Annotated in this window: 21 protein-coding genes and 1 tRNA gene; 14 read left to right on the plus strand and 8 right to left on the minus strand. The window is 70.6% G+C overall.

What is annotated here, in order from left to right; genetic code table 11:
* Positions 1-14: 14 nt before the first annotated feature.
* Positions 15-96 (minus strand) — tRNA-Tyr (locus D473_RS0116880).
* A 235-nt stretch (positions 97-331) separates the two neighbouring features.
* On the opposite strand from D473_RS0116880, the gene D473_RS0116885 reads away from it, so the two are divergent.
* The gene (locus D473_RS0116885; RefSeq protein ID WP_017610226.1) at positions 332-829 is read left to right on the plus strand and encodes a YajQ family cyclic di-GMP-binding protein; all 498 of its coding nucleotides are present in this window, start codon (positions 332-334) and stop codon (positions 827-829) included.
* A 70-nt stretch (positions 830-899) separates the two neighbouring features.
* Here D473_RS0116885 and D473_RS0116890 read toward each other — a convergent pair whose 3' ends face one another.
* Positions 900-1,760 (minus strand): M48 family metalloprotease, encoded by an 861-nt coding sequence (locus D473_RS0116890; RefSeq protein ID WP_017610227.1) that lies wholly within the window; start codon positions 1,758-1,760, stop codon positions 900-902.
* A 485-nt stretch (positions 1,761-2,245) separates the two neighbouring features.
* On the opposite strand from D473_RS0116890, the gene D473_RS0116895 reads away from it, so the two are divergent.
* From D473_RS0116895 to D473_RS0116920, 6 genes are all read left to right on the plus strand, one after another.
* Positions 2,246-4,096: a 2-oxoacid:acceptor oxidoreductase subunit alpha gene (locus tag D473_RS0116895; RefSeq protein WP_017610228.1), complete on the plus strand. Its 1,851-nt coding sequence runs from the start codon at positions 2,246-2,248 to the stop codon at positions 4,094-4,096.
* On the plus strand, positions 4,089-5,159 hold the full coding sequence (locus D473_RS0116900; RefSeq protein ID WP_017610229.1) for a 2-oxoacid:ferredoxin oxidoreductase subunit beta: 1,071 nt from the start codon (positions 4,089-4,091) through the stop codon (positions 5,157-5,159). The genes D473_RS0116895 and D473_RS0116900 overlap by 8 nt, the downstream gene beginning before the upstream one ends.
* A gap of 129 nt (positions 5,160-5,288) precedes the next feature.
* The gene (locus tag D473_RS0116905; RefSeq protein WP_017610230.1) at positions 5,289-5,960 is read left to right on the plus strand and encodes an SDR family oxidoreductase; all 672 of its coding nucleotides are present in this window, start codon (positions 5,289-5,291) and stop codon (positions 5,958-5,960) included.
* Positions 5,961-6,131: 171 nt separating this feature from the next.
* Positions 6,132-6,686: a hypothetical protein gene (locus D473_RS0116910; protein ID WP_017610231.1), complete on the plus strand. Its 555-nt coding sequence runs from the start codon at positions 6,132-6,134 to the stop codon at positions 6,684-6,686.
* 315 nt (positions 6,687-7,001) lie between these two features.
* Positions 7,002-7,214: a hypothetical protein gene (locus tag D473_RS0116915; protein WP_017610232.1), complete on the plus strand. Its 213-nt coding sequence runs from the start codon at positions 7,002-7,004 to the stop codon at positions 7,212-7,214.
* A 79-nt stretch (positions 7,215-7,293) separates the two neighbouring features.
* Complete coding sequence (locus D473_RS0116920; RefSeq protein ID WP_017610233.1) at positions 7,294-7,506, plus strand: hypothetical protein; 213 nt, start codon at positions 7,294-7,296, stop codon at positions 7,504-7,506.
* 279 nt (positions 7,507-7,785) lie between these two features.
* Here D473_RS0116920 and D473_RS0116925 read toward each other — a convergent pair whose 3' ends face one another.
* Positions 7,786-9,027, minus strand: coding sequence for an MFS transporter (locus D473_RS0116925; RefSeq protein ID WP_051043101.1), 1,242 nt, complete (start codon positions 9,025-9,027; stop codon positions 7,786-7,788).
* Positions 9,028-9,304: 277 nt separating this feature from the next.
* Between D473_RS0116925 and D473_RS0116930 the strand changes: the two genes are divergently transcribed.
* From D473_RS0116930 to D473_RS0116945, 4 genes are read left to right on the plus strand one after another with little or no spacing between them, the layout of a single operon-like run.
* Positions 9,305-10,027, plus strand: a complete 723-nt coding sequence (locus D473_RS0116930; protein WP_017610235.1) for a methyltransferase — start codon at positions 9,305-9,307, stop codon at positions 10,025-10,027.
* Positions 10,024-10,821 carry a Rossmann-like domain-containing protein gene (locus tag D473_RS0116935; protein ID WP_017610236.1) on the plus strand — a complete coding sequence of 266 codons (798 nt, stop codon included), beginning with the start codon at positions 10,024-10,026 and terminating at the stop codon, positions 10,819-10,821. The genes D473_RS0116930 and D473_RS0116935 overlap by 4 nt, the downstream gene beginning before the upstream one ends.
* Positions 10,818-11,777, plus strand: coding sequence for a GHMP family kinase ATP-binding protein (locus D473_RS0116940; RefSeq protein WP_017610237.1), 960 nt, complete (start codon positions 10,818-10,820; stop codon positions 11,775-11,777). The genes D473_RS0116935 and D473_RS0116940 overlap by 4 nt, the downstream gene beginning before the upstream one ends.
* A complete protein-coding gene (locus D473_RS0116945; RefSeq protein WP_017610238.1) occupies positions 11,735-12,784 on the plus strand; it encodes a pyridoxal-phosphate dependent enzyme in 1,050 nt (349 codons plus the stop codon). The genes D473_RS0116940 and D473_RS0116945 overlap by 43 nt, the downstream gene beginning before the upstream one ends.
* Before the next feature lie 99 nt (positions 12,785-12,883).
* On the opposite strand, the gene D473_RS0116950 is transcribed toward D473_RS0116945, so the two are convergent.
* The 5 genes from D473_RS0116950 to D473_RS0116970 form a co-directional block, all read right to left on the minus strand.
* Positions 12,884-13,882 carry an ABC transporter substrate-binding protein gene (locus tag D473_RS0116950; protein WP_017610239.1) on the minus strand — a complete coding sequence of 333 codons (999 nt, stop codon included), beginning with the start codon at positions 13,880-13,882 and terminating at the stop codon, positions 12,884-12,886.
* Positions 13,879-14,661 carry an ABC transporter ATP-binding protein gene (locus D473_RS0116955; protein ID WP_017610240.1) on the minus strand — a complete coding sequence of 261 codons (783 nt, stop codon included), beginning with the start codon at positions 14,659-14,661 and terminating at the stop codon, positions 13,879-13,881. Before D473_RS0116955 ends, D473_RS0116950 begins: the two co-directional genes overlap by 4 nt.
* Positions 14,661-15,794, minus strand: coding sequence for a FecCD family ABC transporter permease (locus D473_RS0116960; protein ID WP_017610241.1), 1,134 nt, complete (start codon positions 15,792-15,794; stop codon positions 14,661-14,663). The genes D473_RS0116955 and D473_RS0116960 overlap by 1 nt, the downstream gene beginning before the upstream one ends.
* A gap of 302 nt (positions 15,795-16,096) precedes the next feature.
* Complete coding sequence (locus tag D473_RS0116965) at positions 16,097-16,780, minus strand: response regulator (protein ID WP_017610242.1); 684 nt, start codon at positions 16,778-16,780, stop codon at positions 16,097-16,099.
* On the minus strand, positions 16,777-18,438 hold the full coding sequence (locus D473_RS0116970) for an ATP-binding protein (protein ID WP_017610243.1): 1,662 nt from the start codon (positions 18,436-18,438) through the stop codon (positions 16,777-16,779). Before D473_RS0116970 ends, D473_RS0116965 begins: the two co-directional genes overlap by 4 nt.
* 215 nt (positions 18,439-18,653) lie before the next feature.
* Between D473_RS0116970 and D473_RS0116975 the strand changes: the two genes are divergently transcribed.
* From D473_RS0116975 to D473_RS0116985, 3 genes are read left to right on the plus strand one after another with little or no spacing between them, the layout of a single operon-like run.
* Positions 18,654-19,646: a Bug family tripartite tricarboxylate transporter substrate binding protein gene (locus tag D473_RS0116975; RefSeq protein WP_017610244.1), complete on the plus strand. Its 993-nt coding sequence runs from the start codon at positions 18,654-18,656 to the stop codon at positions 19,644-19,646.
* On the plus strand, positions 19,643-20,269 hold the full coding sequence (locus D473_RS0116980) for a tripartite tricarboxylate transporter TctB family protein (RefSeq protein ID WP_017610245.1): 627 nt from the start codon (positions 19,643-19,645) through the stop codon (positions 20,267-20,269). Before D473_RS0116975 ends, D473_RS0116980 begins: the two co-directional genes overlap by 4 nt.
* Complete coding sequence (locus tag D473_RS0116985) at positions 20,269-21,783, plus strand: tripartite tricarboxylate transporter permease (RefSeq protein ID WP_017610246.1); 1,515 nt, start codon at positions 20,269-20,271, stop codon at positions 21,781-21,783. Before D473_RS0116980 ends, D473_RS0116985 begins: the two co-directional genes overlap by 1 nt.
* The last annotated feature ends 10 nt before the right edge of the window (positions 21,784-21,793 follow it).

Below are 21,793 nucleotides of genomic sequence, written 5' to 3' on the forward strand. Positions count from 1 at the left end.
GCGTTTCCCCAGTGTGGCGGGTCAAGGATTCGAACCTTGGAAGGCAAAGCCGACGGATTTACAGTCCGCTCCCATTGGCCACTCGGGCAACCCGCCTGGGCGGCGGCGACGTGTTCGTCGCGGCGCATGAACGACAATAACGGATGATCGGCCTGAGGGTGAAATCGAGAGCCGCGGGCGCGTCCACGGCCGGCGCTGCGAGCGGGTCCGCACCGGTCACGGCTAAGCTCGGATGCCGTGTGTCCGGGCCGCCCTCGGCCCGGCCCGAACAGAGCGCACGGGCGTCGCATGCGCCCGTGACCGACGAGAGAGCGAGCGGGGTGTAGCGAGCGTGGCCGCCGAATCCAGTTTCGACGTGGTGTCCAAGATCGACCACCAAGAGGTCGACAACGCCGTGAACCAGGCGGCCAAGGAGCTGTCCCAGCGGTTCGACTTCCGCGGCACCGGGACGACCGTCAGCCGCCAGGGCGAGACCGGCCTGGAGATCCGCAGCAGCGCCGAGGAGCGCGCCAACGCGGCGCTGGAGGTGCTCAAGGAGAAGCTGATCAAGCGGAAGCTGTCCCTGAAGATCCTGGACCTTCCGGAGGAGCCCAAGCCTTCCGGCAAGGAGTACCGCCTCCAGATCGGACTCAAGGAAGGCATCTCCACCGAGGACGCCAAGAAGATCTCCAAGTACATCCGCGACGAGGGCCCCAAGGGCATCAAGGCGCAGGTCCAGGGCGACGAGCTGCGGGTGAGCTCGAAGAAGAAGGACGACCTGCAGACCGTCCAGAACCTGGTCAAGGAGAAGGACTTCGACCTGGCTCTGCAGTTCGTGAACTACCGCTAGGCGCCGCCAGGCCCCGAAACGGCTCGGGCCCGCGGATCGCGATCGGCGGGCCCGACGCGCGCGGGCGGGCTCAGCCGAGGCCCCACTTGCGGCGCAGTCCCCGCAGACGCGCCACGCGCTCCTGTACCGGCGGGTGGGCGGCGAACAGACGCCCCAGGCCGTCCGGGAACGGGTTGGTGGTCATCAGGTGCGCTGCGGCCAGCAGGACCCGCCCCTTCGGCAGCGGGAAATCGCGTGAGCCCTTCTCCAGGCGGAGCAGGGCGTCTGCGAGGCCCTCGGGGTCGCCGGTGAGCTCCGCGGCCCTCTCGTCGGCCCTGAACTCGCGCTGCCGGCCGACCCCGAAGTACACGACCACCGCTGCGAGCGGGGCCAGGCACACCAGGATGAGCCCTCCGAGGAGATCGGGCACGTCGGTCTCCTCCGATTCCCCCAGCGGCAACAGCAGCGCCACCGCGGTCAACGCCGTGATGGTCGCGGTGAGTGTGGCCGCCACCGAACTGATGAGGGTGTCGTGGGCCCTGATGTGGGCGAGTTCGTGGGCGATGACCCCGCGCAGCCGGCGTTCGTCGAGAGAACGCAGCAGTCCGGTCGTGCAGCACAGCGCCGCCCGGCGCGGGCTCCCTCCGGTGGCGAATGCGTTGGGCGATCTGATGGGTGACAGGTACAGCCTGGGCATGGGTTGGCGGGCGGCCGTGGCCAGTTCCCGCACGATCCGGTACAGCTCCGGGCTCTCGATCTCCCCGACGGGGCGGGCCCTCATCGCACGCAGGGCGAGGGAGTCCCCGAACAGGTGGACCAGGACCGCCACGCACACCATCAGGGCTCCCGCGAACTGGAGGCCCTGCGTGCCCGCCAAGAACCATCCGAGGGTCACGGCGAACACACCGGCACCGACGAACAGGCCCACGGCACGGACCACGCTGACGTGCACGGCGTCCCCTCCCTGTCGCTCATGGCACCGTGGCCGGACTTGATTCGCGTACATGTGACGAACGTGCGGGTCGGCACTTTGCGTTCCCCATGTGGTGAGCTGTCCGCCGCTCGCCCCCTCGAACTCCCCCGGCAGCGGCCTGTGACAATGGCCACCCGGTCCGCCCCGACCACCGGGCCACCACCTATAGTGCGACCGTGGCCCTCATCACTGTGAGCATCAGGCGACCGGCGCGAGAGGTCGCTCCGGCGCACACACGGCCGTGTCGTTGAAGGCCGGCCCCTTCACGCCCCGGCCGAGGCGAAGAACGAGCCGTACCGCGCTTCGCCGGGTTGGCGCACCCGGTGGGTGCGGGGGCCACGAATGCTGTCCCGACGTCCCCGACCACGGCTCCCGGCCCGCGACGGAGCGGTCGGCCGGGGACTGACACCCGAGCGCCGCCGCCCGTCACGACCGGCGGACCACCAAGGAGGTCGTCGATCTCAGTGGCCAAACAGATCGAACAGTTGGATCGCGTCATCATCCGCTTCGCGGGTGACTCCGGCGACGGTATGCAGTTGACCGGCGACCGGTTCACCCAGGAGACCGCATCGTTCGGCAACGACCTGTCGACGCTGCCGAACTTCCCCGCGGAGATCCGCGCCCCCGCGGGCACTCTCCCCGGCGTGTCCAGCTTCCAGTTGCACTTCGCCGACCACGACATCATGACGCCGGGCGACTCCCCCGATGTCCTGGTCGCGATGAACCCCGCCGCCCTCAAGGCCAACATCGGTGACATTCCGAGGGGCGCCACGGTGATCGTCAACACCGACGAGTTCACCCGGCGCAACCTGGCCAAGGTCCACTACGAGGTCGATCCGACCACCGACGGGACCCTCGACGCCTTCAAGGTGAGCTCGGTCCCGCTGACGTCGATGACCGTGGAGGCGCTGTCCTCCTGCGACATCTCCAAGAAGGACGCCCAGCGCGCGAAGAACATGTTCGCCCTGGGACTGCTGTCGTGGATGTACAACCGGCCGACCGAGGGCACGACCTCTTTCCTGAAGTCGAAGTTCGCCGGGAAGCCCGACATCCTCGACGCCAACCTCAAGGCGTTCCAGGCGGGGTGGAACTTCGGTGAGACCACCGAGGACTTCGCGGTCTCCTACGAGATCAAGCCGGCCCGGCTGCCCTCGGGCACCTACCGCAACATCACCGGAAACCTGGCGACTGCCTACGGGCTCATCGCCGGGTCGACGCGGTCCGGGCTTCCGCTGTTCCTGGGCTCCTACCCGATCACCCCGGCCTCGGACGTTCTGCACGAGCTGTCCAAGCACAAGCGGTTCGGGGTGCGCACGTTCCAGGCCGAGGACGAGATCGCCGGTGTGGGCGCGGCCCTGGGCGCCTCCTTCGGCGGTTCTCTGGGGGTGACCACCACCTCCGGTCCCGGGATGGTGCTCAAGCAGGAGACCGTGGGCCTGGCGGTGATGACCGAGCTGCCGCTGCTCATCGTGGATGTGCAACGTGCCGGCCCCAGTACCGGGATGCCCACCAAGACCGAGCAGACCGACCTGCTCATGGCCATGTTCGGCCGCAACGGCGAGTCTCCCGTCCCGATCGTGGCACCGCAGTCCCCGGCCGACTGCTTCGACGCCGCGCTGGAGGCCACCCGGATCGCGGTGACCTACCGCACGCCGGTGGTGCTGATGTCGGACGGGTACCTGGCCAACGGGTCCGAGCCCTGGCGGCTGCCGGACGTGAACGACCTGCCGACCATCGACCCCGGGTTCGCGACCGGGCCCAACGGCGAGGACGAGCGGTACCTGCCCTACAAACGCGCCACCGGGACCATGGCGCGCCCGTGGGCGGTGCCGGGTACCCCCGGGCTGGAGCACCGGCTCGGCGGGATCGAGAAACATTCCGAGACCGGGGACATCTCCTACACCCCGGCCAACCACGACCTCATGGTGCGCACCCGCCAGGGCAAGATCGACGCGATCGCCCGGGACGTCGCGCCCGTGGAGGTCGACGACCCCACGGGCGACGCCGATGTGCTCGTCCTTGGCTGGGGCGGCACCTACGGGGCCATCACGGCCGGCGTGCGACGGGTGCGGCGTTCCGGGGAGAAGGTGGCCCAGGCCCACCTGCGCCACCTCAACCCGTTCCCGGAGAACCTGGGCGAGGTACTCGAGAGCTACGGCCGGGTCGTGGTTCCGGAGATCAACCTGGGACAGCTGTCGATGTTGCTGCGCTCACGGTTCCTGGTCGATGTCATCGGTTACAACAAGGTCCGCGGCCTGCCCTTCAAGGCCGAGGAGCTGGCGGACGTGCTGCGGGAGGTCATCGAGCGTGACTAGTGCAAACCTCAACGGGAACGACGAGGGCACCCTGGCCGGGCTGAAGCTCGTCCCCTCCACGGACACCCAGTACAAGACGAAGGACTTCAAGTCCGACCAGGACGTGCGCTGGTGCCCCGGCTGCGGGGACTACGCGGTCCTGGCGGCGTTCCAGTCCTTCCTGCCCCAGCTGGGGGTGCCGCGCGAGAACATCGTGATGGTCTCGGGTATCGGCTGCTCCTCGCGGTTCCCCTACTACCTGAACACCTACGGCATGCACTCCATCCACGGGCGTGCGCCGGCGATCGCGACGGGGCTGGCGACGAGCCGCCAGGACCTGTCGGTGTGGGTGATCACCGGGGACGGCGACGGGCTGTCCATCGGCGGCAACCACCTCATCCACGCGCTGCGCCGCAACGTCAACATCAACGTGCTGCTGTTCAACAACCGCATCTACGGTCTGACCAAGGGCCAGTACTCGCCCACCTCCGAGGCGGGCAAGGTCACCAAGTCCTCTCCGGTGGGCTCGCTGGACCACCCGTTCAACCCGGTGTCGCTGGCGTTGGGCGCGGAGGCCTCGTTCGTGGCGCGCACCGTCGACTCCGACCGCAAACACCTGACGTCGGTGCTGCGGGAGGCGGCCGACCACCCGGGTGCCTCGTTCGTGGAGATCTACCAGAACTGCCCGATCTTCAACGACGACGCGTTCACGCCGCTCAAGGACCCGGCCGCGCGCGAGGCCCGGCTGTTGCGCATGGAGCACGGCGAGCCGCTCATGCTCGGCGAGGACCGCGGTGTGTTCGCGGGCGAACTCGGGGGCCTGGAGGTCGCCGAGGTCACCGACACCAACCGCGACCGGGTGATCCGGCACGACACGCACCGTGAGGATCCGGGTTACGCGTTCGCGCTGTCGCGGCTGGACCTGCCGGCCTTCGAGCACGTGCCGGTGGGGGTCTTCCGGAAGGTGCGGCGCCCGGTCTACGACGAGCTGGTCAACGAACAGGTCTCCGACGCGCGCGAGGAGCGCGGGGAGGGCGAGCTGGCGTCGCTGCTCTCGAGCGGCGACACCTGGACCGTGGACTGATCGGTCATGAGGGCGGCGGGCGGGGCGCAGGGCGTCTCCGCCCGCCGTTCCCGCTTCGGTGGGCGCCGTGTGCGATGCCACCCCGGGGCGGAACGGGCGCGAGGCCCCCACAGGCAATACGCTGCCCCCATGCGTATCGTCATCGCCGGGGGGCACGGCAAGATCGCCCTGCGTCTGGCCCAACAGCTGTCCGACCGCGGGGACCAGCCGGTCGCCCTCATCCGTAACCCCGACCACGTCAGTGACATCGAGGAGGTCGGCGCCGAAGCCGCCCTCATCGACCTGGAGAAGGCCACGGTCACCGAGCTGGCCGAGAAGCTCATGAACGCCGACGCCCTGGTGTTCGCTGCGGGCGCCGGCCCGGGCAGCGGGACAGAGCGCAAGGAGACCGTGGACCACAAGTCCGCGGTGCTGTGCGCCGACGCCGCCTCCCTCGCGGGGGTACGCCGCTTCGTGCAGATCTCCGCGATCGGGGTCGACGAGCCGGTTCCGGAGGGCACCGAGGCGGTCTGGGCGGCCTACGTCGAGGCCAAGCGCGCCGCCGACGCCGACCTGCGTGAGCGCAACTTGGAGCTGGACTGGACGATCCTGCGTCCGGGCCGGCTCACCGACGATCCCGGAACCCGCGTGGTCGACCTGGGTGAGGGTGTGGACCGCGGCTCGGTGACCAGGGAGGACGTCGCTGCTGTGGTCGTCGCACTTCTGGACGAACCGGGCACCGCCAGGAAGGTTCTCAATCTGGTGAACGGCGCGACACCGGTCGTGGAGGCCGTCGGCGAGCAGAGCGACGGCTCCCGCTGACCGAGCCGGGCCCCGGGCTCCGCCCCGATGCCCCGGTTCCGTGTGGCCAGAGGGCCCGGCGAAGGGCATCATGGGTGGAGTCCGGCGAGTTCCGCATCCCTGGACGCGGCGGCCGGGCCGGCCGACCCGACAGGGACGTCGCGCTCCTACGAGAGCAGATGGGTAGTTTCAATGAGCGTCACACAGGTCGTGCGGGACAGCACGGTCGTCGAGCACGCCAAGGTCGCGGCGCAGCAGAAGCGGCGGATGTTCGTCGTTCAGCTCGACGTCAACGCCTACGACGAAGCGGGCAGCAAGCTGCGTCCGGGACTGACCCGCATCCTGGAGGGTATCGAGGAGGCTGGCTGGAAACTGGACGTCGTCTCCCCCAGTGAGTCGCCGGAGGGCGGCGCCGAGCGCCTGTTCCTCTTCCGCCCCGAGGCCTGGACCGGCTCCGGGCAGGAGCAGCAGGCACCGCAGCAGCAGACACCGCAGGACTTCTCGGGCCAGCAGCCCGCCTACCGGTACCCCACCGGCGCCCAGCAGCAGCCGGACCCCTACGCCGGATACCCGCAGCAGGGCTACGGCCAGCAGTACCCGCCCCATTACCCGGGCTACGACCCCAACCAGTACCCCGGTTACGACCCCAACCAGTACCCCGGCTACGACCCCAACCAGTACCCGGGGTACGGCCAGCAGCCCGGCTATGGGCAGCAGTACCCGGGGTATGGCCAACAGGGCTGGTGACCCGGACGGGCTTCTCGGGTGACCCAGGCTTCACGGGCCCTTCCGCACGGCGGAGGGGCCCTTTTTTGTCCGGAAACATGCGGGACACCCGCTTCCGATATATTCGCCCCGTTGGTACACCTGCCATTCTTTCGTCTGTGCGGCAAGGGACATCGCCAAGCTTCGACATGCCAGCCATTCCGGACACAAGACAGAGAGAAGGCCGAGAAAACTCGGTGTTCTCCCGGGAAAACACTCCAAGCGCGCGGCCAACTACGTTAAGTTAATTCCGGCGGCTACAGCCACCCTGTTTTGAACTTCCGAAAGGCAAGAAGAATGTCCCGAATTGCCAAGGTTTCCGGCTTCGTCCTGGCCACCGGCCTCGCCTTCGGTGCCCTCTCCGGCACCGCGTCGGCCGACAACAACGCCGACGTCCAGAACGTGACGATCCCCGTCTGCCTGGACGTCCTCAAGGCCTCCGGCGCCAGCGCCAGCGGCTGCAACGTCGTGGACATCAACGACAACGACGGCATCTCGGTCGAGGACTAGGACCACAGCCGCACAGTCTTCGGGGCCGCGTGCTCCGGAGGATCCCGCAACACATCCTGCGATCGACAAGGACCACACCATGAAGCGCATCATCACCGCGTCCGGATTCGTTCTCGCCACCGGCCTGGCTCTGGGCGCCATGGCCGGACCCGCGTCGGCCGACAACAACGCCGACGTCCAGAACATCACGGTCCCGATCTGCGCCGACGTCCTCAGCTTCTCGGGCTTCAGCGTCGAGGGCTGCAACGTCGTCGACTCCACCGACATCGACGGCATCAGCGTCGAGGACTAGGAGTCTCGTCCTGCTGTGAGCAGGATCTGTGCGGGAGCGACACGGGGCGCGGTCCGGGGCCGCGTCCCGTTCTCCGTGTCCGGGCCCTTCCCCTCCCTTCCTCCTGCCCCCTGCGAGGACCCGCGCGCCTGCCTCGTGACGACCGCGTCCCGGCCGGCAGTCCACCGGGCCCGCTGAAACCGGCTCCGAGCGGCCTGCCGGAGCCCCGTCCGGGCGGACCGCTCCCCCACGGCAGAGGAGGAGGGGCCGCGGCTCGAGCGTCCGGTTCGAAGGCCGGGCTCAGTCCCCCGAGTTGCTGTAGGTGCGTGCGCCCGGAGCGAGCGCGGCCAGCGCGGGCGCGGTGAAGCACAGTACGGCGCACACGGCCAGGACCGGTTCGGGCCCGAGGGCGTCGGCGGCCGGGGCGATGAGGGCGAGCCCCACGGGTGCGAGCCCGTAGGAGAACAGGAAGTCCAGAGAGGACACCCGCGCGAGCCGGTCCGGGGCGATCTCGCGCTGCGCGGCGGTGAACCAGGGAACGTTGAACAGCTCCACCCCCACTCCGGCGAGAACATAGGCGGCCACGACGACGGCCGGGTCGATGGGAAAGAGCAGGCTCAGCGGCGCGAACCCGTACAGGGACAGCCCGGCCAGGGACATCCATCCCCTGGACCGGGGCCGCCACCGTGCGACGACGACCGCGCCGGCCAGGGCTCCGGCGGTGTACGCGGTGAGGGCCCCGGCGAGGACGGCCTCGGTGCCGAAGGTGTCGCGACTGACCACCGGCAGCAGCACCCCCGTGGCCGAGTAGCCCGTGGCGATGACGGTGGTCAGGGCGCCGAGACCGGCCATGAACCAGGCGTGGCGGCGGGCCTCGCGCAGCCCGTCGGTGAAATCGGTGCCCAGGGAGGGCCGTTCGGCGGCCGGCCCCGGGGGCGGGGCCGCGGTCGACCACGGGGGCAGTAGCGCTGCCACGGCCCAGAGGGCAGCTGTCATCAGCAGCAGCGCGCCGACACCCAGGAACGACGCGGCCACGGCGGTCAGGGCCGGCGCGAAGAGGGTGGCCCCTCGGACGGAGAAGGTGATGGCAGCGTTGGCCTGCTGGCGCCGGGGCTCGTCCACGATCTCGGCGGTCAGGGCCTGGAACGCGGGCCTGCACGCGCCCTGGCCGGCCCCGACGACAGTCGCCGCCAGGGCGGCCAGGAGCATCGAGGTGTCCAGACCGAGTGCGACGACGGGGGTGGCCGATCCTGCGGCGAGGCCGGACCACAGTACGACGGAGCGGCGTGAGAACCGGTCGGCGAGCAGCCCTCCGAGTGGCACCGCGACCAGGAAACCGCCGGTCCGTGCGGCCAGGAGCGCGCCGAGGGCGACGGCCGTCAGAGTGCCGTCGAGCACCGCCAGACCGAGGATGAACGGCATGGCCCAGGTCGCCAGACCGGACGCGGTGGTCGCCGTCCAGAGCCGGAGGAAGGCCGGATCCAGCAGCACGCTCGTCCCGGGCGCGGTGGCGATCGGGCCTCGGCCCGTCGATGGTGGCACGGTCGTCCCTTTCTCTGGTCGTCTCTCAATACCTGCAATGAAAACAGTTATCGTTTTCATGGGCAAACCCGGGCGGCCCGACCGCCGGCCGAACGAGTCCGCGCGACCCGAGTCCGCATCCACTCCGATGAATGTGTCCTGAACCACACCGCTTGGCCATGGTTTGCGATAATGGTTTTCATTATCGTCTTGGGCGGGTTCCCACGGCCCCCGGCTCCGTGCCCCTCCCGGCCCTACTCCCTACGCCCTACGCCCTCCACCAGGAAAGGACACCCCCGTGAGCGACCCCACCGGGATCCGCCTCCCCGATCCCCTGTCGGCCGAACAGGTCATCGCCCTGAACCAGCCCAAGAAGGATCTGCACACCACCCGCACCTACACCTGGAACGACTGGGAGTTCGAGGTCCCGCCCGGCGTGTTCATGCCCGGGGCCACCAGCCGGATGATCCATGAGCGGGTCCTCAGCGGCGACATCGACGTGCACAACCGTCGCTACGCCGCCATGGGCGTCGGTCTCGGGGTGGAAGCCGTCGCCGCCGGTGTGCGCGGCGCCCACACGATCCACGCCGCCGACGTCCACCCCGAGAGCGTCGAGGCCACCGAACGCAACTACCGCAGGCTGGTCGGGGAGCGTCCCCAGCAGGGGTTGGTCCCGCTCGTCTCCGACCTCTTCGAGGCCTTCCCCGACGGCACACAGCTCGATGTGGTCACGTTCAACCCGCCCGCCGTCAGCCAACCCGTGAGCCAGGACCCCGACATCGTCCGCAACACCTGCGTGGGCGCCTCGATCGTCACCGAGTTCTTCGCACAGTTGCGTCGGCGTCGCCTCCTGGCACCCGGCGGACAGGTCCACGTGGTCGCCTCCAACACGGCCGACCTGCCGCAGATCGTCGACCACGCGGAGGAGAACGGGCTGATCACCGAGATCCACCACAGCCACGACTGGGGTGACGGGGTCCAGACCCTCCTGTTCCGGTTCCGTGAACGAGGTGCAGTATGAGCGACCTGCAGACCCTCTTCGACCGCGCCCGTACCGAGGCCGGGGACACCGTCGCCACCAGTGTCTTCTGGCTCCAACACGGCACCCGGCTCGCCGGCGGTACCAGTACCTCCCTCACCCGCTACGTCGCTGTCCGGGTCGGCACGGCCTTCGGCGCGTGCGCCTTCGAGGACGGGCAGATCGACCCCGATGTCTGCCGGAGCTCCTCCGGGACACGCGTCGCGGATCTGCTCGACGAGGGCCCCCTGCCTCTGCGGGTGGCCGCGCTCGACGCCCACCTGGCTTCCGTGGCCCCACACGACCGCGATCCGCGGGCCGAACCCGTCGAACTGCCCGCCGGGTCCCCGGAGGTGCGCGCCGGCGCCCGCGACGCGGCGGTGGCCGACCTGCTCGAGGTGGACGAGGGCGAGACCGTGGCCCTCATCGGTACCGTCGACCCCCTCGTCGCCGCGATCCGGGAACGGGGCGGGTTCTGCCTCCCGTGCGACCACAACGTGACCACCACACGGTGGGGCGACCCGGTCGCCGACGACGCCGCCCAAGTACTCGAGACCGCCGACACCGTCGTGGCAACCGGCATGACTCTGGGCAACGGCACCTTCGAAGGCATCCGGACGCGTTGCACCGAACGGGGTGTGCCGCTCTACGTCTACGCCCAGAGCGGCGCCGCCGTCGCCCGCGAACTCCTCGGTTCCGGGGTCACCGGGCTCTCGGCCGAACCGTTCCCGTTCTCCCAGTTCAGCGCCGAACCCACACGCCTGTTCCGTTATCGGGACCGGGTGGCGCGGACATGAGGGCCGGGCACGGGCGCGCCGGCTGTCACCACGGCGAACTCCTGCAGGGGGTCTTCCTCGACGGCGACGGAGAACCCTGCCGGGGCCTGGTCACTCTGCCGCTGCCCGGGCCCACGACCCGGGCGCGGTTCCTCCCGGTACCAGGTCTGTCGGCCGACCGTGTCCTGCCTGCGGGGCGGGCACGGCCCAAGGCGCTCCGGGCCGCACGACACACACTCTCCGAATGCGCGCGGACCGCGGACCGACCCGTCTCGGGCGGACTTCTGTGGCTGTGCTCGAACGTCCCGGTCGGACTCGGGCTGGGATCCTCCACCAGCGACGTGGTCGCGGCCGTCCACGCCGTCGCCTCGGCTCACGGAACACCCCTGGACCCGGCCCGTGTCGCACGTCTGGCCGTGCGTGCCGAGCGTGCGTGCGACCCGCTCATGCTCGACGGGCCGCCGGTGCTCTTCGCCCAGCGCCGGGGCGAGGTCCTGGAGGAGCTCGCCCCGCTCCCACCCATGACCGTCCTGGGGTGTCTGACCGGGTACGGCGCCCCGGTCGACACCCTCGCCCTGAACGGTCCCGCACCGGGCGCGGACGACATCGCCGGATACGAGGAACTACGGGTCCGTCTGCGCCGTGCCCTGGCGGAGCGCGACACCGCCGCCCTCGGCGCGGTCGCCACCGAGAGTGCCCGACGCAACCAGTACCTGCTCCCCTGCCCCGAGCTCGGCCCCCTCGAGGAGGCGGCCACGGCTTGCGGAGCCCTGGGCGTGCAGGTCTCGCACAGCGGCAACGTCGCCGGTGTGCTCTTCGATCGGGGTCAGGACGAGCTGACCGACCGCCTCGCCGAGTGCCGCGAACGCCTGCGCCGCAGCGGCCCGGCCTCTGTACGGACCTTCCGGACCCCTGCCCCGTCACAAGGAGAGTCATGGACACCCACGTATCCGCCGCGATCGGCCGGCCCGACCTGATCGACCTCGGCGAGGGCCTGATCTGTCTGCGTTTCGAGACGATGAAGGTGGTCTCGGCACTTGCTGCGGTCCGAACCCTGGTGGAGGAGGGGACCGTGCGCCCCGGGGACACACTGATGGACAGCTCCAGCGGGATCTACGCCTACGCGCTCGCACTGGCCTGCCATCGGTACGGGCTGGGATGCCACATCGTGGGTTCCACCACGGTCGACCGCACCCTGCAGCTCCAGTTGGAGGTCCTCGGGGCCTCCCTGGACCTCATGGAACCCGGTGAGGACCTGAAGCTCGATCAGGACCGCCGGGTGCGCCGCGTGCACGAGCTGTTGGAAGCAGAGCCCCGGTACCACTGGATGCGTCAGTACCACGATCCCGTGCACTACGAGGGCTACCGGGAGATCGCCGACCTGGTCCACAGGAGTGTGGGCGAGTGCCCGCTGACGGTGGTCGGCGGGGTCGGTTCGGGCTCCTCCACAGGTGCGCTGGCGACCTACCTGCGCCGTGAACGCCCCGACACCCGACTGGTGGGGGTGCAGCCGTTCGGGAGCCTGACCTTCGGTTCGGAGGAGGTCTCCGACCCCGACATCATCATCGCGGGCATCGGGAGTGCGATCCCCCTGGCCAACGTCGACCACTCCCTCTACGACACCGTGCACTGGACCGGGTTCGGGGCAGCGCTGTCGGGGAGCGTGGACGTACTGCGCCGACACGCGCTCTTCGCGGGGCTGTCCACGGGAGCGGCCTACCTCGCGGCGCGCTGGGAGCGGGAGGTGGAACCGCGCGGGACGGTGCTCTTCGTGGCGCCCGACACCGGCCACCGCTACACCGAGTCGGTCTTCGCCCGGCACGGCGAGGCCCGTCCGTTGTCGGAGATGAAGCCGGTCCAGGTGAACGGACCGGAAGAGCTGGCGCTCCCCTGGTCCCGCATGGAGTGGGACCGTGCAGGTGCTCCGCCACGTACGCACGCCGGGGTCGGGCGGGGGCACGGTGCCGGGGGTGAGGACGGCTGAGAACGGTGCGCCCCGGTCGGAACCCGCTCCGGCCGGGGCGCGTGCTCTGTACCGGGGCGGTCCGCGGGCGCGGACCGCCCCGCCACGGCCATCCGGGGATCAGTCCTCCCCGTGCTCGCGCAGGTATTCGGCGAAGGACTCCAGGCCGTCGATGTTGCGGGGGCTGGAGATCCCTTCGTTGTAGTCGAGGACGAAGAAGTTCTCCTCCTGCACCGCAGGCAGGTCGGCCGTGGCCGGGGAGGAGGTGAGGAAGTCGATCTTGTCCTCGGCGGACTGGTCGCCGTAGTCGAGCACGATGATCACCTCGGGTTCGGACTCCACGACCGGTTCCCACCCGACCTGGGTCCAGCGGTCCTCGACGTCGCCGAAGACGTTCTCGCCGCCGGCGAAGCGGATGATGTCGGTCGGGGGCACCTGGCCTGCGGCGGTGAAGGCCTGGTCGGTCCCCGAGTCGTAGAGGAAGACCGGGACCGGGTCGCCGCCGGGGGCGTTCTCCCGGACCTCGGCCACACGTGTGCGGTACTCGTCGACGAGCTCCTCGGCGCGGTCCTCCGCCCCGAAGATCTGCCCGAGGCGTTCCAGGTCGGTGTAGAGGCCCTCGAAGGGTTCGTGCTGCTCGGGGGCCTGGGGATAGTTGTAGCAGGACTCGGCGTGCATGAAGCTCTGGATGCCCAGCTCGTCGAGGACCTCCGGCGTGATGCCCCGTTCGTCGCTGAACCCCGAGTTCCACCCGGCGACGACGAAGTCCGCCCCGGCGTCGACGACGAGTTCGCGGTTCAGCAGGTCGTCGCCGAGGTACTCCACCTGTTCGTAGTCCTCGGCCCAGGGGGATTCGGAGACCGGTGGGTTGGCCGGCGGCATGACGTAACCGTGCACGTGGTCGGTGAGACCGAGTGCGAACATCTTGTCGGCGCTACCGCCCTCGTAGACGACGGCGCGTTCCGGGACGGTGTACTCGACCTCCTCCCCGCAGCGCTGCACGGGCACGGTCTCGGCCTGTGCGCCCCCGTTCTCGATCTGGGCGCCGCAGCCGGCCGCCAGCACCGTGAGGGAGCCCAGGATCGCGGATCCGGCGATCGGACGTCGGAGACGGTTCATGTCGGTCCTTTCGAGGGGGCGAGGCTGTAGAGCAGTTGGGGGTCGCCCGTGTGCGGATGCGGCACGACGGTGGCCTCCACACCGAAGACCTCCCGGACGAGACCGGGTTCGAGGATCTCGCCCGGCGTGCCGACGGTCACGAGGGAGCCTTCGTGCAGCACCCCGATGCGGTCGCACGCGGCAGCGGCGAGGTTGAGGTCGTGCAGGACGAGCAGGACGGTGACGCCGGCCTCGCGGATCAGGGACAGCAGGCCGATCTGGTGGCGGACGTCGAGGTGGTTGGTGGGTTCGTCCAGGACCAGCACGCGGGGCTCCTGGACGAGGCAGCGGGCCATGAGCACCCGTTGGCGTTCACCGCCGGACAGGGAAAGCACCCCCCGGTCGGCGAGGTGGGCCACGTCCATGCGCTCCATCGCGTTCCGGCACAGGTCGCGTTCCCGGGGGCCGAGCGCCCGGTCCCCCTTCTGGTGCGGGGTGCGGCCGAGCGCGACGATCTCCTCGACGGTGAAGTCGAGATCGGTGGTGCTCTCCTGGGTGAGGGCGGCGACGGAGCGTGCCCCCGTGCGCAGGCCGAGGGTGGACAGATCGGTCCCGTCGAGCCGTACCGTGCCGCCACTGGGGCGCAGGGCACGGTAGACGCAGCGCAGCGCGGTGGACTTGCCCGAACCGTTGGGACCCACGAGGCCGACGATGCCGCCGCTCGGCACGTCCAGGGACAGCTCGCGCACGAGGTCGCGGCCCTGGACGGTGACGGTGAGGCGGTCCAGGCCGAGCTCCATCAGCGGCCTCCGAACAGGTAGCCCCTGCGGTGCAGGAGGAGAACGAACACGGGAACGCCGACGAGGGCGGTGATGAAACCGAGGGGGAGCTCGCGGGGGGCGACCACGGCACGGGAGGCCAGGTCGACCCAGACCATGAAGACCGCCCCCGCCAGAGGGGCGACGAGCAGGACCCGTTGATGGGCGGCGCCGACGAGGATGCGCACGACGTGGGGAACGACGAGGCCGACGAAACCGATGGCGCCGCTGACCGCGACCATGGCACCGGTCATCGCGGCGGTGAGGAAGAACAGGCCGCGGCGCAGGCGCGCGGTGTCGACACCGAGGGAAGCGGCGGTCTCGTCACCCATGGTGAGTACGTCGAGGGGCCGGCTCAGGGCGCGCAGCACGAGGACCCCGGTCAGCACCACGATCACGACGAGCGGGAGGGAGCCCCAGGTGGCGGCGCCGAACCCGCCCATACTCCAGAACAGGACGGTACTGGTTGCCTCACCGCTGGGGGCGAAGTAGACGACCACGCCCATGACGGCCTGGAACGCGAAGGAGAGCGCCACCCCCGTGAGCACGAGCCTCAGGGGGGTCACACCCCCGCGCCCTGCGGAGGCAGCGTAGACCAGGAGCGTCGCGCCGAGGGCCCCGAGGAAGGCACCGGCGGAGACGGCGTACACGCCCAGGACGGAGAAGGCCCCCAGGACACCGACCATGACCGCACCGACGGAGGCTCCTGAGGAGACGCCGAGGACGAAGGGATCGGCGAGCGGGTTGCGGACCATCGCCTGGATCGCCGTGCCGACCGCGCCGAGGCCCGCGCCGACGGTGCCGGCGAGCAGCACGCGCGGGGTGCGCAGGTTCCACACGATCTGGTGCTCCGTGGCCTCGTCGGCACCGATGGTGCCCCCGGCGACGGCGGCCCACAGGTGCCGCAGGGTGTCGGCGGGGTGGACCGTGGCCGTACCGAGCCCGATGGCCAGGACGACCGAGAGCAGGAGCAGGGGCACCAGGACGAGGACGGCGATGCGCCCGACCCACGCTCCGTGCCTGGCAGGTGCCGTGTCCGGTGCCGCGGGGTGCGGCCCGTGGGCGGGCGCGCGGGTGTCCTGCGCGCCCTCGGATGGGGCTGTGATGCGTGACACGTGCAACCTTTCGGGTCGGCCGCCGGCGGGGTGGTCGACCGGCCGGGCGGCGTGCGCGGCCCGAGGAGGGAGAGGCCGCGCACGCGAGGGAGGCCGTGGATCGCAGTCACGGCTCCCTCTCCCGGCAGGGCCGAGCAATGAAAATGATAACCATTATTCGCACCAACTGCCACCCACTCACCGAAAACCTACACAGCGGACACATACAAACACTCTGTGCGATGGCACCGGACATGAGGGGGCACGGTCCCGCTGTACGCGCGGAACGGTCGGGGGACCCCGGAGGCCCGGTCGAAAACGGGTCAGGGGACCCAGCGGTAGAGGTGCTCCGGGCGGCCGGCGCTGCCGTAGCGCAACCGCAGCTCGGCACGGCCGTCCGCGCACAGGTGCTCCAGGTACCGCCGGGCCGTCACCCGTGAGACACCGCCACGGTCGGCGACCTCCGAGGCCGACACCTCGCCCTCCGCAGCACGCAGGACCCCCGAGACCAGGTCGACAGTGGCCTTGGTGAGCCCCTTGGGCAAGGACTTGGCAGCGGGCGGGCGCAGCAGGCCGAAGAGACGGTCCACGTCCTGCTGGGTGGCCTCCCCCCGTGCCGACATCCGGTCGCGTGCGACGGCGTAACGCTCCAACTGGTCGCGCAGCGCACTGAGCGGGAACGGTTTGAGCAGGTAATGCACCGCCCCGCCGTGCAGGGCCGAGCGCACCTGGGCGATCTCGCGCACCGCCGTGATCATGAGGAAGTCCGTCCGGTGGTCCGGGTCCTCCTCCGACGAACGCAGCGCACGCACGACCGACAGCCCCGAGGCGTCCGGCAGATGCAGGTCGAGCAGGACCAGGTCCGGGTGGTGCCCGCGGATCTGGGTCAACGCCTCGGCGGCGGTGTGCGCCACCCCCACCACCGCGAAGGACGGCAAGCTCTCCACGAGCTCCTGGTGGTTGCGGGCGACCCGCACGTCGTCGTCGACGACCAGCACACGGATCACGGGGCGACCGCCGAAGGGCTCAGGGGCAGACAGGCGGTGAACACCGCACCCTCCTCCGCGTCGGGGACCTCCATCTCCACACTTCCGCCCCTGTTCTCGCACACCTGTTTCACCAGCGCCAACCCCAGGCCACGGGTACCGCCGTCCCGGGAAGCCTTCGTGGTGAACCCGAACCGGAAGATCTCCTCGGCGACGTCGTCGGCGATCCCGTGCCCGGAGTCGATCACCCGGATCTCCAACAGGTCGTGCGGCAGCCCCTCCCCGTCCTCGGTGTGCAGGCGCACCAGCAGTTCCACCCACTCGTCGGTACCGACGGCGTCCAGGGCGTTGTCGACCAGGTTGCCGAGGACGAGCAGGGCGTCCGATCGGGACTCGGGGGCGAGTGGACGGGGCACGTCGGTCAGCGGGGACAACCGCAGCTCGGCGCCCTGTTCGGAGGCCTGAGCGGATTTGGCCAGGGCGAGCGCCGCCAGGGCCGGGTCGTGCACGTGCTCGGCCACACCGGTGCTGGCCCGGGTGTGTGAGGCGGTCAGGTCGGCGAGGTAGTCCCGCGCTTCCCCGTGCTCGCCGAGTTCGAGCAGCCCGGCGACGGTGTGCACCCGGTTGGCGAACTCGTGGGTCTGGGCGCGCAGCCCGCGGGTCACGGTGCGGGCCCCGTCGAGCTCACCGGTCAGACGGTCGACCTCGGTACGGTCGCGCAGGGTCACGACCGCGCCCGCGTCGCGACCCCGGATCCGCACCGGCATGCGGTTGGCGACCAGGATCCGTCCGCCCACGAGGAGGATCCGGTCCTCGCCCGGGTCGGCGCCGGTGACCACGTCGTGCACCCGCTCCGACAGGTCCAGGGTGTTCAGGTGGCGTCCCTCGGTGTCCTCGGGCAGGCCCAGCAGGTCGCGCACGGGCGGGTTGGCGAGCACGACACGGCCGCCCCCGTCGACCCCGATCACCCCCTCACGGACCGCGTAGAGCAGGGCCTCGCGCCCCTCCAGCAACGCGGTGATCTGCGCCGGTTCCAGGCCGTGGGTCTTGGTCCGCACCTGGCGGGAGAGCACCCAGGCCCCGATCACTCCCAGGAGCAGGACCAGGGCGCTGGTGGCCAGGATCGCGGGCACGGCCTCCCGCACCTCGGAGTTCGCGTCGTCGGCGAGGATGCCCAGGGACACGTAACCGACGACCGGGCCCTGGGCGTCGCCCCCGTGGCGCGAACCGCCCTCGGCGAAGACGGGGATCTTGGCGCGCACCGTGCGCCCCTGGGTCCCGTTCTGCACCCCGGTCCACTCCTGCCCCTCGGCCGCGGGACCGGGCGGGGTCGAGACCTTCCGCCCGATGCGGTCCTTGTCCGGATGGGTGTGCCGGGTGCCGTCGGGTGAGGCGATGACGATGAAGTCCGCGCCGGTCGAGGCGGAGATTCTGTCGGTCAGCGGGTCCAGGGCCTGCGGCGGGTCCGGGGCCTGGAGCCCTTCCACGACCTCGGGCAGCACGGCGACGGACCTGGCCACGGTCAGCACCCGCTCGGTGTACTGGCGGTCGGTCTCCCTGTCGTAATGGAGCGCCCACAGCGTGCCCACGACGGCCAGGGCCACGACCAGGAGGAGAACGTAACCGATGAACAGGGATCCGGTGAGCGAGAGGCGGCCACGGTGGGCGAACGCGGTCATGCGGTCTCCCTGGGGCGACGGTGGGGGCGTGCGCCGAGCAGGACCCATGCCGAGTCCGGGACGTACACGAACAATACGAACAATACGACTCCAGTTTTAACAACCTCTTCATCTCGCTGTGCCGATGACCACACTGTGGTGTGTGTCTCCCGGCCGTGTGGCCGGGACTGCGTTGCGAGGGCCCGCACGTGTGGGGCCGAGATGAAGGAGACGACATGCGCGACCGCGGCGTGCTGCTCCCGGTGCTCGGGGGCGTCTGCGCCCTCGCGCTCGTGGGGACGGCGCTGTTCGACGTACGCCAGAGCGCGGCCTCCGGCAGCGACCAACAGGAGAAACTCCTGCTCATCGCACCGGCGGCACCCGGCGGCGGCTGGGACGCGCAGGCCCGGGAGATGCAGAACGGGCTGCGCGAGGAAGAGATGAGGTACAACATCGAGGTCCGCAACGCCGACGGCGCGGGCGGCACCATCGGCCTGGCCCAGACCGCCAACCGCGAGGGCCAGGACAACGTGCTCACCATGACCGGGCTGGGCATGGTCGGTGCGGTGGAGACCACCGGTTCCCCGTACACGATGGAGGACTCCACCCCCATCGCCCAGGTCGCCTCGGAGTACCTGGCCGTGGTCGTGCCCGCCGACTCCCCCCACGAGAACCTCGACGACCTCGCCGAGGACTGGAGCGAGCGCGCGGCCACCCTCCCGGTCGCCGGCGGCTCCATGGGCGGGGTCGACCAGATCTTCGCCGCACGTGTGGCCCGGTCCATGGGCCTCGAACCCGACGGGATCAACTACCTGCCGTACGCGGGCGGCGGTGAGGTGCTGACCTCGCTGCTGTCGGGCACCTCCGAGGTCGGGTTCGGGGCCCTCGGCGACTTCTCCGACCAGATCGAGGACGACGGCCCCCTGCGGGCGATCGCGATCTCCTCCCCCGAGCGGCTCGAGGGCGTGGACGTGCCCACGATCAGCGAGCAGGGGTACGGCCTGGAGATGTCCAACTGGCGCGGTGTCGTCGCCCCGCCCGGCCTCAGCGAGGAGGAGAGCGCCCGGCTGGAGGACCTGGTGGCCGAGCTGGTCACCACCGACACCTGGGCCGACGCCCTCGAACGCAACCGGTGGACCGACACCCACCAGGACCGCGAGGAGTTCGAGGCCTTCCTCGACGAAGAGATCGCCATGACCCGGGAAACCGTAGAGGAGTTGGGACTGTGACGGCCCACGACGACACGGCCTCCCCGCGCGAGGGGGCCACCGGCGAAGGCGCGACGGCCGGCGGCACGACAACAGCGTCCGCCGAGGGGTCCCGGCCCTCCGAGCAGGAACAGGACGGCGCCCAGGGGGCCGCGGCCGCAGCCGCCCCCGAGACGGTGCTGTGGACCGGACCGACCGCCTGGATCGTGCCCGGCCTCGTCGCCGCACTCGGCCTCGTCGGTGTCTGGGGCGGCCTCACCCTGGAGACCCCGCCCAACGCCGCCCGCCCCGGCCCCGGAGCCTTCCCCCTGGCCATCGGGGTCCTGTTGTTGATCGCGGCCGCCTGCATGGCCGTGGTCAACGTGCGCAACCGCGGACGTGCGGGTTCGGGCCCGGCGTGGTTCGAGGCGCGTCCGGTCCTGCTGGTGCTCGCCGGTGTGGCCGTGCACACGGCGCTGCTGGAGATCCTCGGCTGGCTGATCGCGGGCGCCCTGTTGTTCTGGGTGGTGGCCTACGCGTTCGGCGCCCGGGCGTATCTGCGTGACGCGGTCGTGGCGTTGTCGATGTCGGCGGCCGTGCAGGTCGGCTTCTCACTCGGGCTCGGCCTCGCCCTGCCCGGCGGTTTCCTGGGGACGGTGCTCTGATGGACGCTCTGTACCAGCTCATGGACGGGTTGGCGGCCGCGCTGACCCCGCAGAACCTGCTGTGGGCCTTCCTCGGCGTGCTCCTGGGCACCGCCGTGGGTGTGCTGCCCGGTATGGGTTCGGCGATGGCGGTGGCACTGCTGCTGCCCGTGACCTTCCGGATGGACCCGACCGGGGCCCTGATCCTCTTCGCCGGCGTGTACTACGGCGGCATGTTCGGCGGTGCGACCACTTCGATCCTGCTCAACACCCCCGGGCAGGCCTCCTCCATCGCCACCACGTACGAAGGCCACAAGATGGCGCTGGGAGGCCGGGCCGCGCAAGCGCTGGGCACCGCCGTCATCGGCTCCTTCGCGGCCAGCATCATCGGAACCCTGGCGGTGGCGCTGTTCGCACCGGCCATGGTCTCGTTCGCGCTGAACTTCGGCCCCGGCGAGTACTTCGCGCTGACCGTGTTCTCGTTCGTGGCCGTGGCCGCCGTGGTGTCCGGTTCGGTGCTGCGCGGACTGACGTCCCTGCTCATCGGACTGGCGATCGGGCTCATCGGCATCGACGCGCAGAGCGGGACCGCCCGCTTCGACTTCGGGTCGGCCACCCTCCTGGACGGCGTCGACATCGTCATCGTCACCGTCGGCCTGCTCGCGCTGGGCGAGGTGCTGTACGTGGCCGCTCGGGGCAAGTCCGCCGCGGACTTCTCCGCGATCCGCACCGGCCGCCCCTGGCTGAACCTTCGGGAGTTCCGCCGGTCCTGGAAACCCTGGCTGCGCGGCACCGCCCTGGGAACCTCCTTCGGCATGATCCCCGGCAGCGGCGCGGAGATCCCCACGTTCCTGTCACTGGGAGCAGAACGCCGGCTCGCCGCCNCCATCGAGGGTGTGGCCGGGCCCGAGGCCGCCAACAACTCCAGCGCCGCGGGCACGATGGTGCCGCTGCTGGGGCTGGGTCTGCCGACCTCGGCCACGGCCGCGATCATGCTGGCGGCGTTCCAGCAGTACGGGATGCAGCCGGGCCCGGTGCTCTTCGAACGCGACGCCGACCTGGTGTGGACCCTGCTGGCCAGCCTGCTCATCGGCAGCGTGCTGCTGCTGGTGGTCAACCTGCCGTTCGCGCCGCTGTGGGCCAAGCTCCTGAAGCTGCCCAAGCCGTACCTGTACGCGGGCATCACCCTGTTCTCGGTGCTGGCGGTCTACGCCATCAACACCTCGGTGCTGCACCTGGTGATCCTGACCGTGATCGCGGTGCTGGGGCTGCTCATGCGCAGCTTCGGGCTGCCCGTCGCCCCCGCGCTCATCGGTGTGGTTCTGGGGCCGATCGCGGAGTCGGAGTTCCGGCGGGCACTCGCCGCCTCCTCCGGTGACCCGGCCATCCTGTTCGACAGCGGGATCTCGCTGGCGCTGTACGGGTTGGTGCTGGTCGCCGCGGCCGTGCCGGTGCTGGCACGCCTGCGCCGGCGGCGCGCGGCGCGCCGCGCCGTGGACGGCGGGAGCGGCGGGGACCGTGAGCCCGTCGCCTGACACCCCTGCC

Origin of the sequence: Nocardiopsis xinjiangensis YIM 90004 (genome assembly GCF_000341145.1) — a bacterium.
Lineage (GTDB): Bacteria > Actinomycetota > Actinomycetes > Streptosporangiales > Streptosporangiaceae > Nocardiopsis > Nocardiopsis xinjiangensis.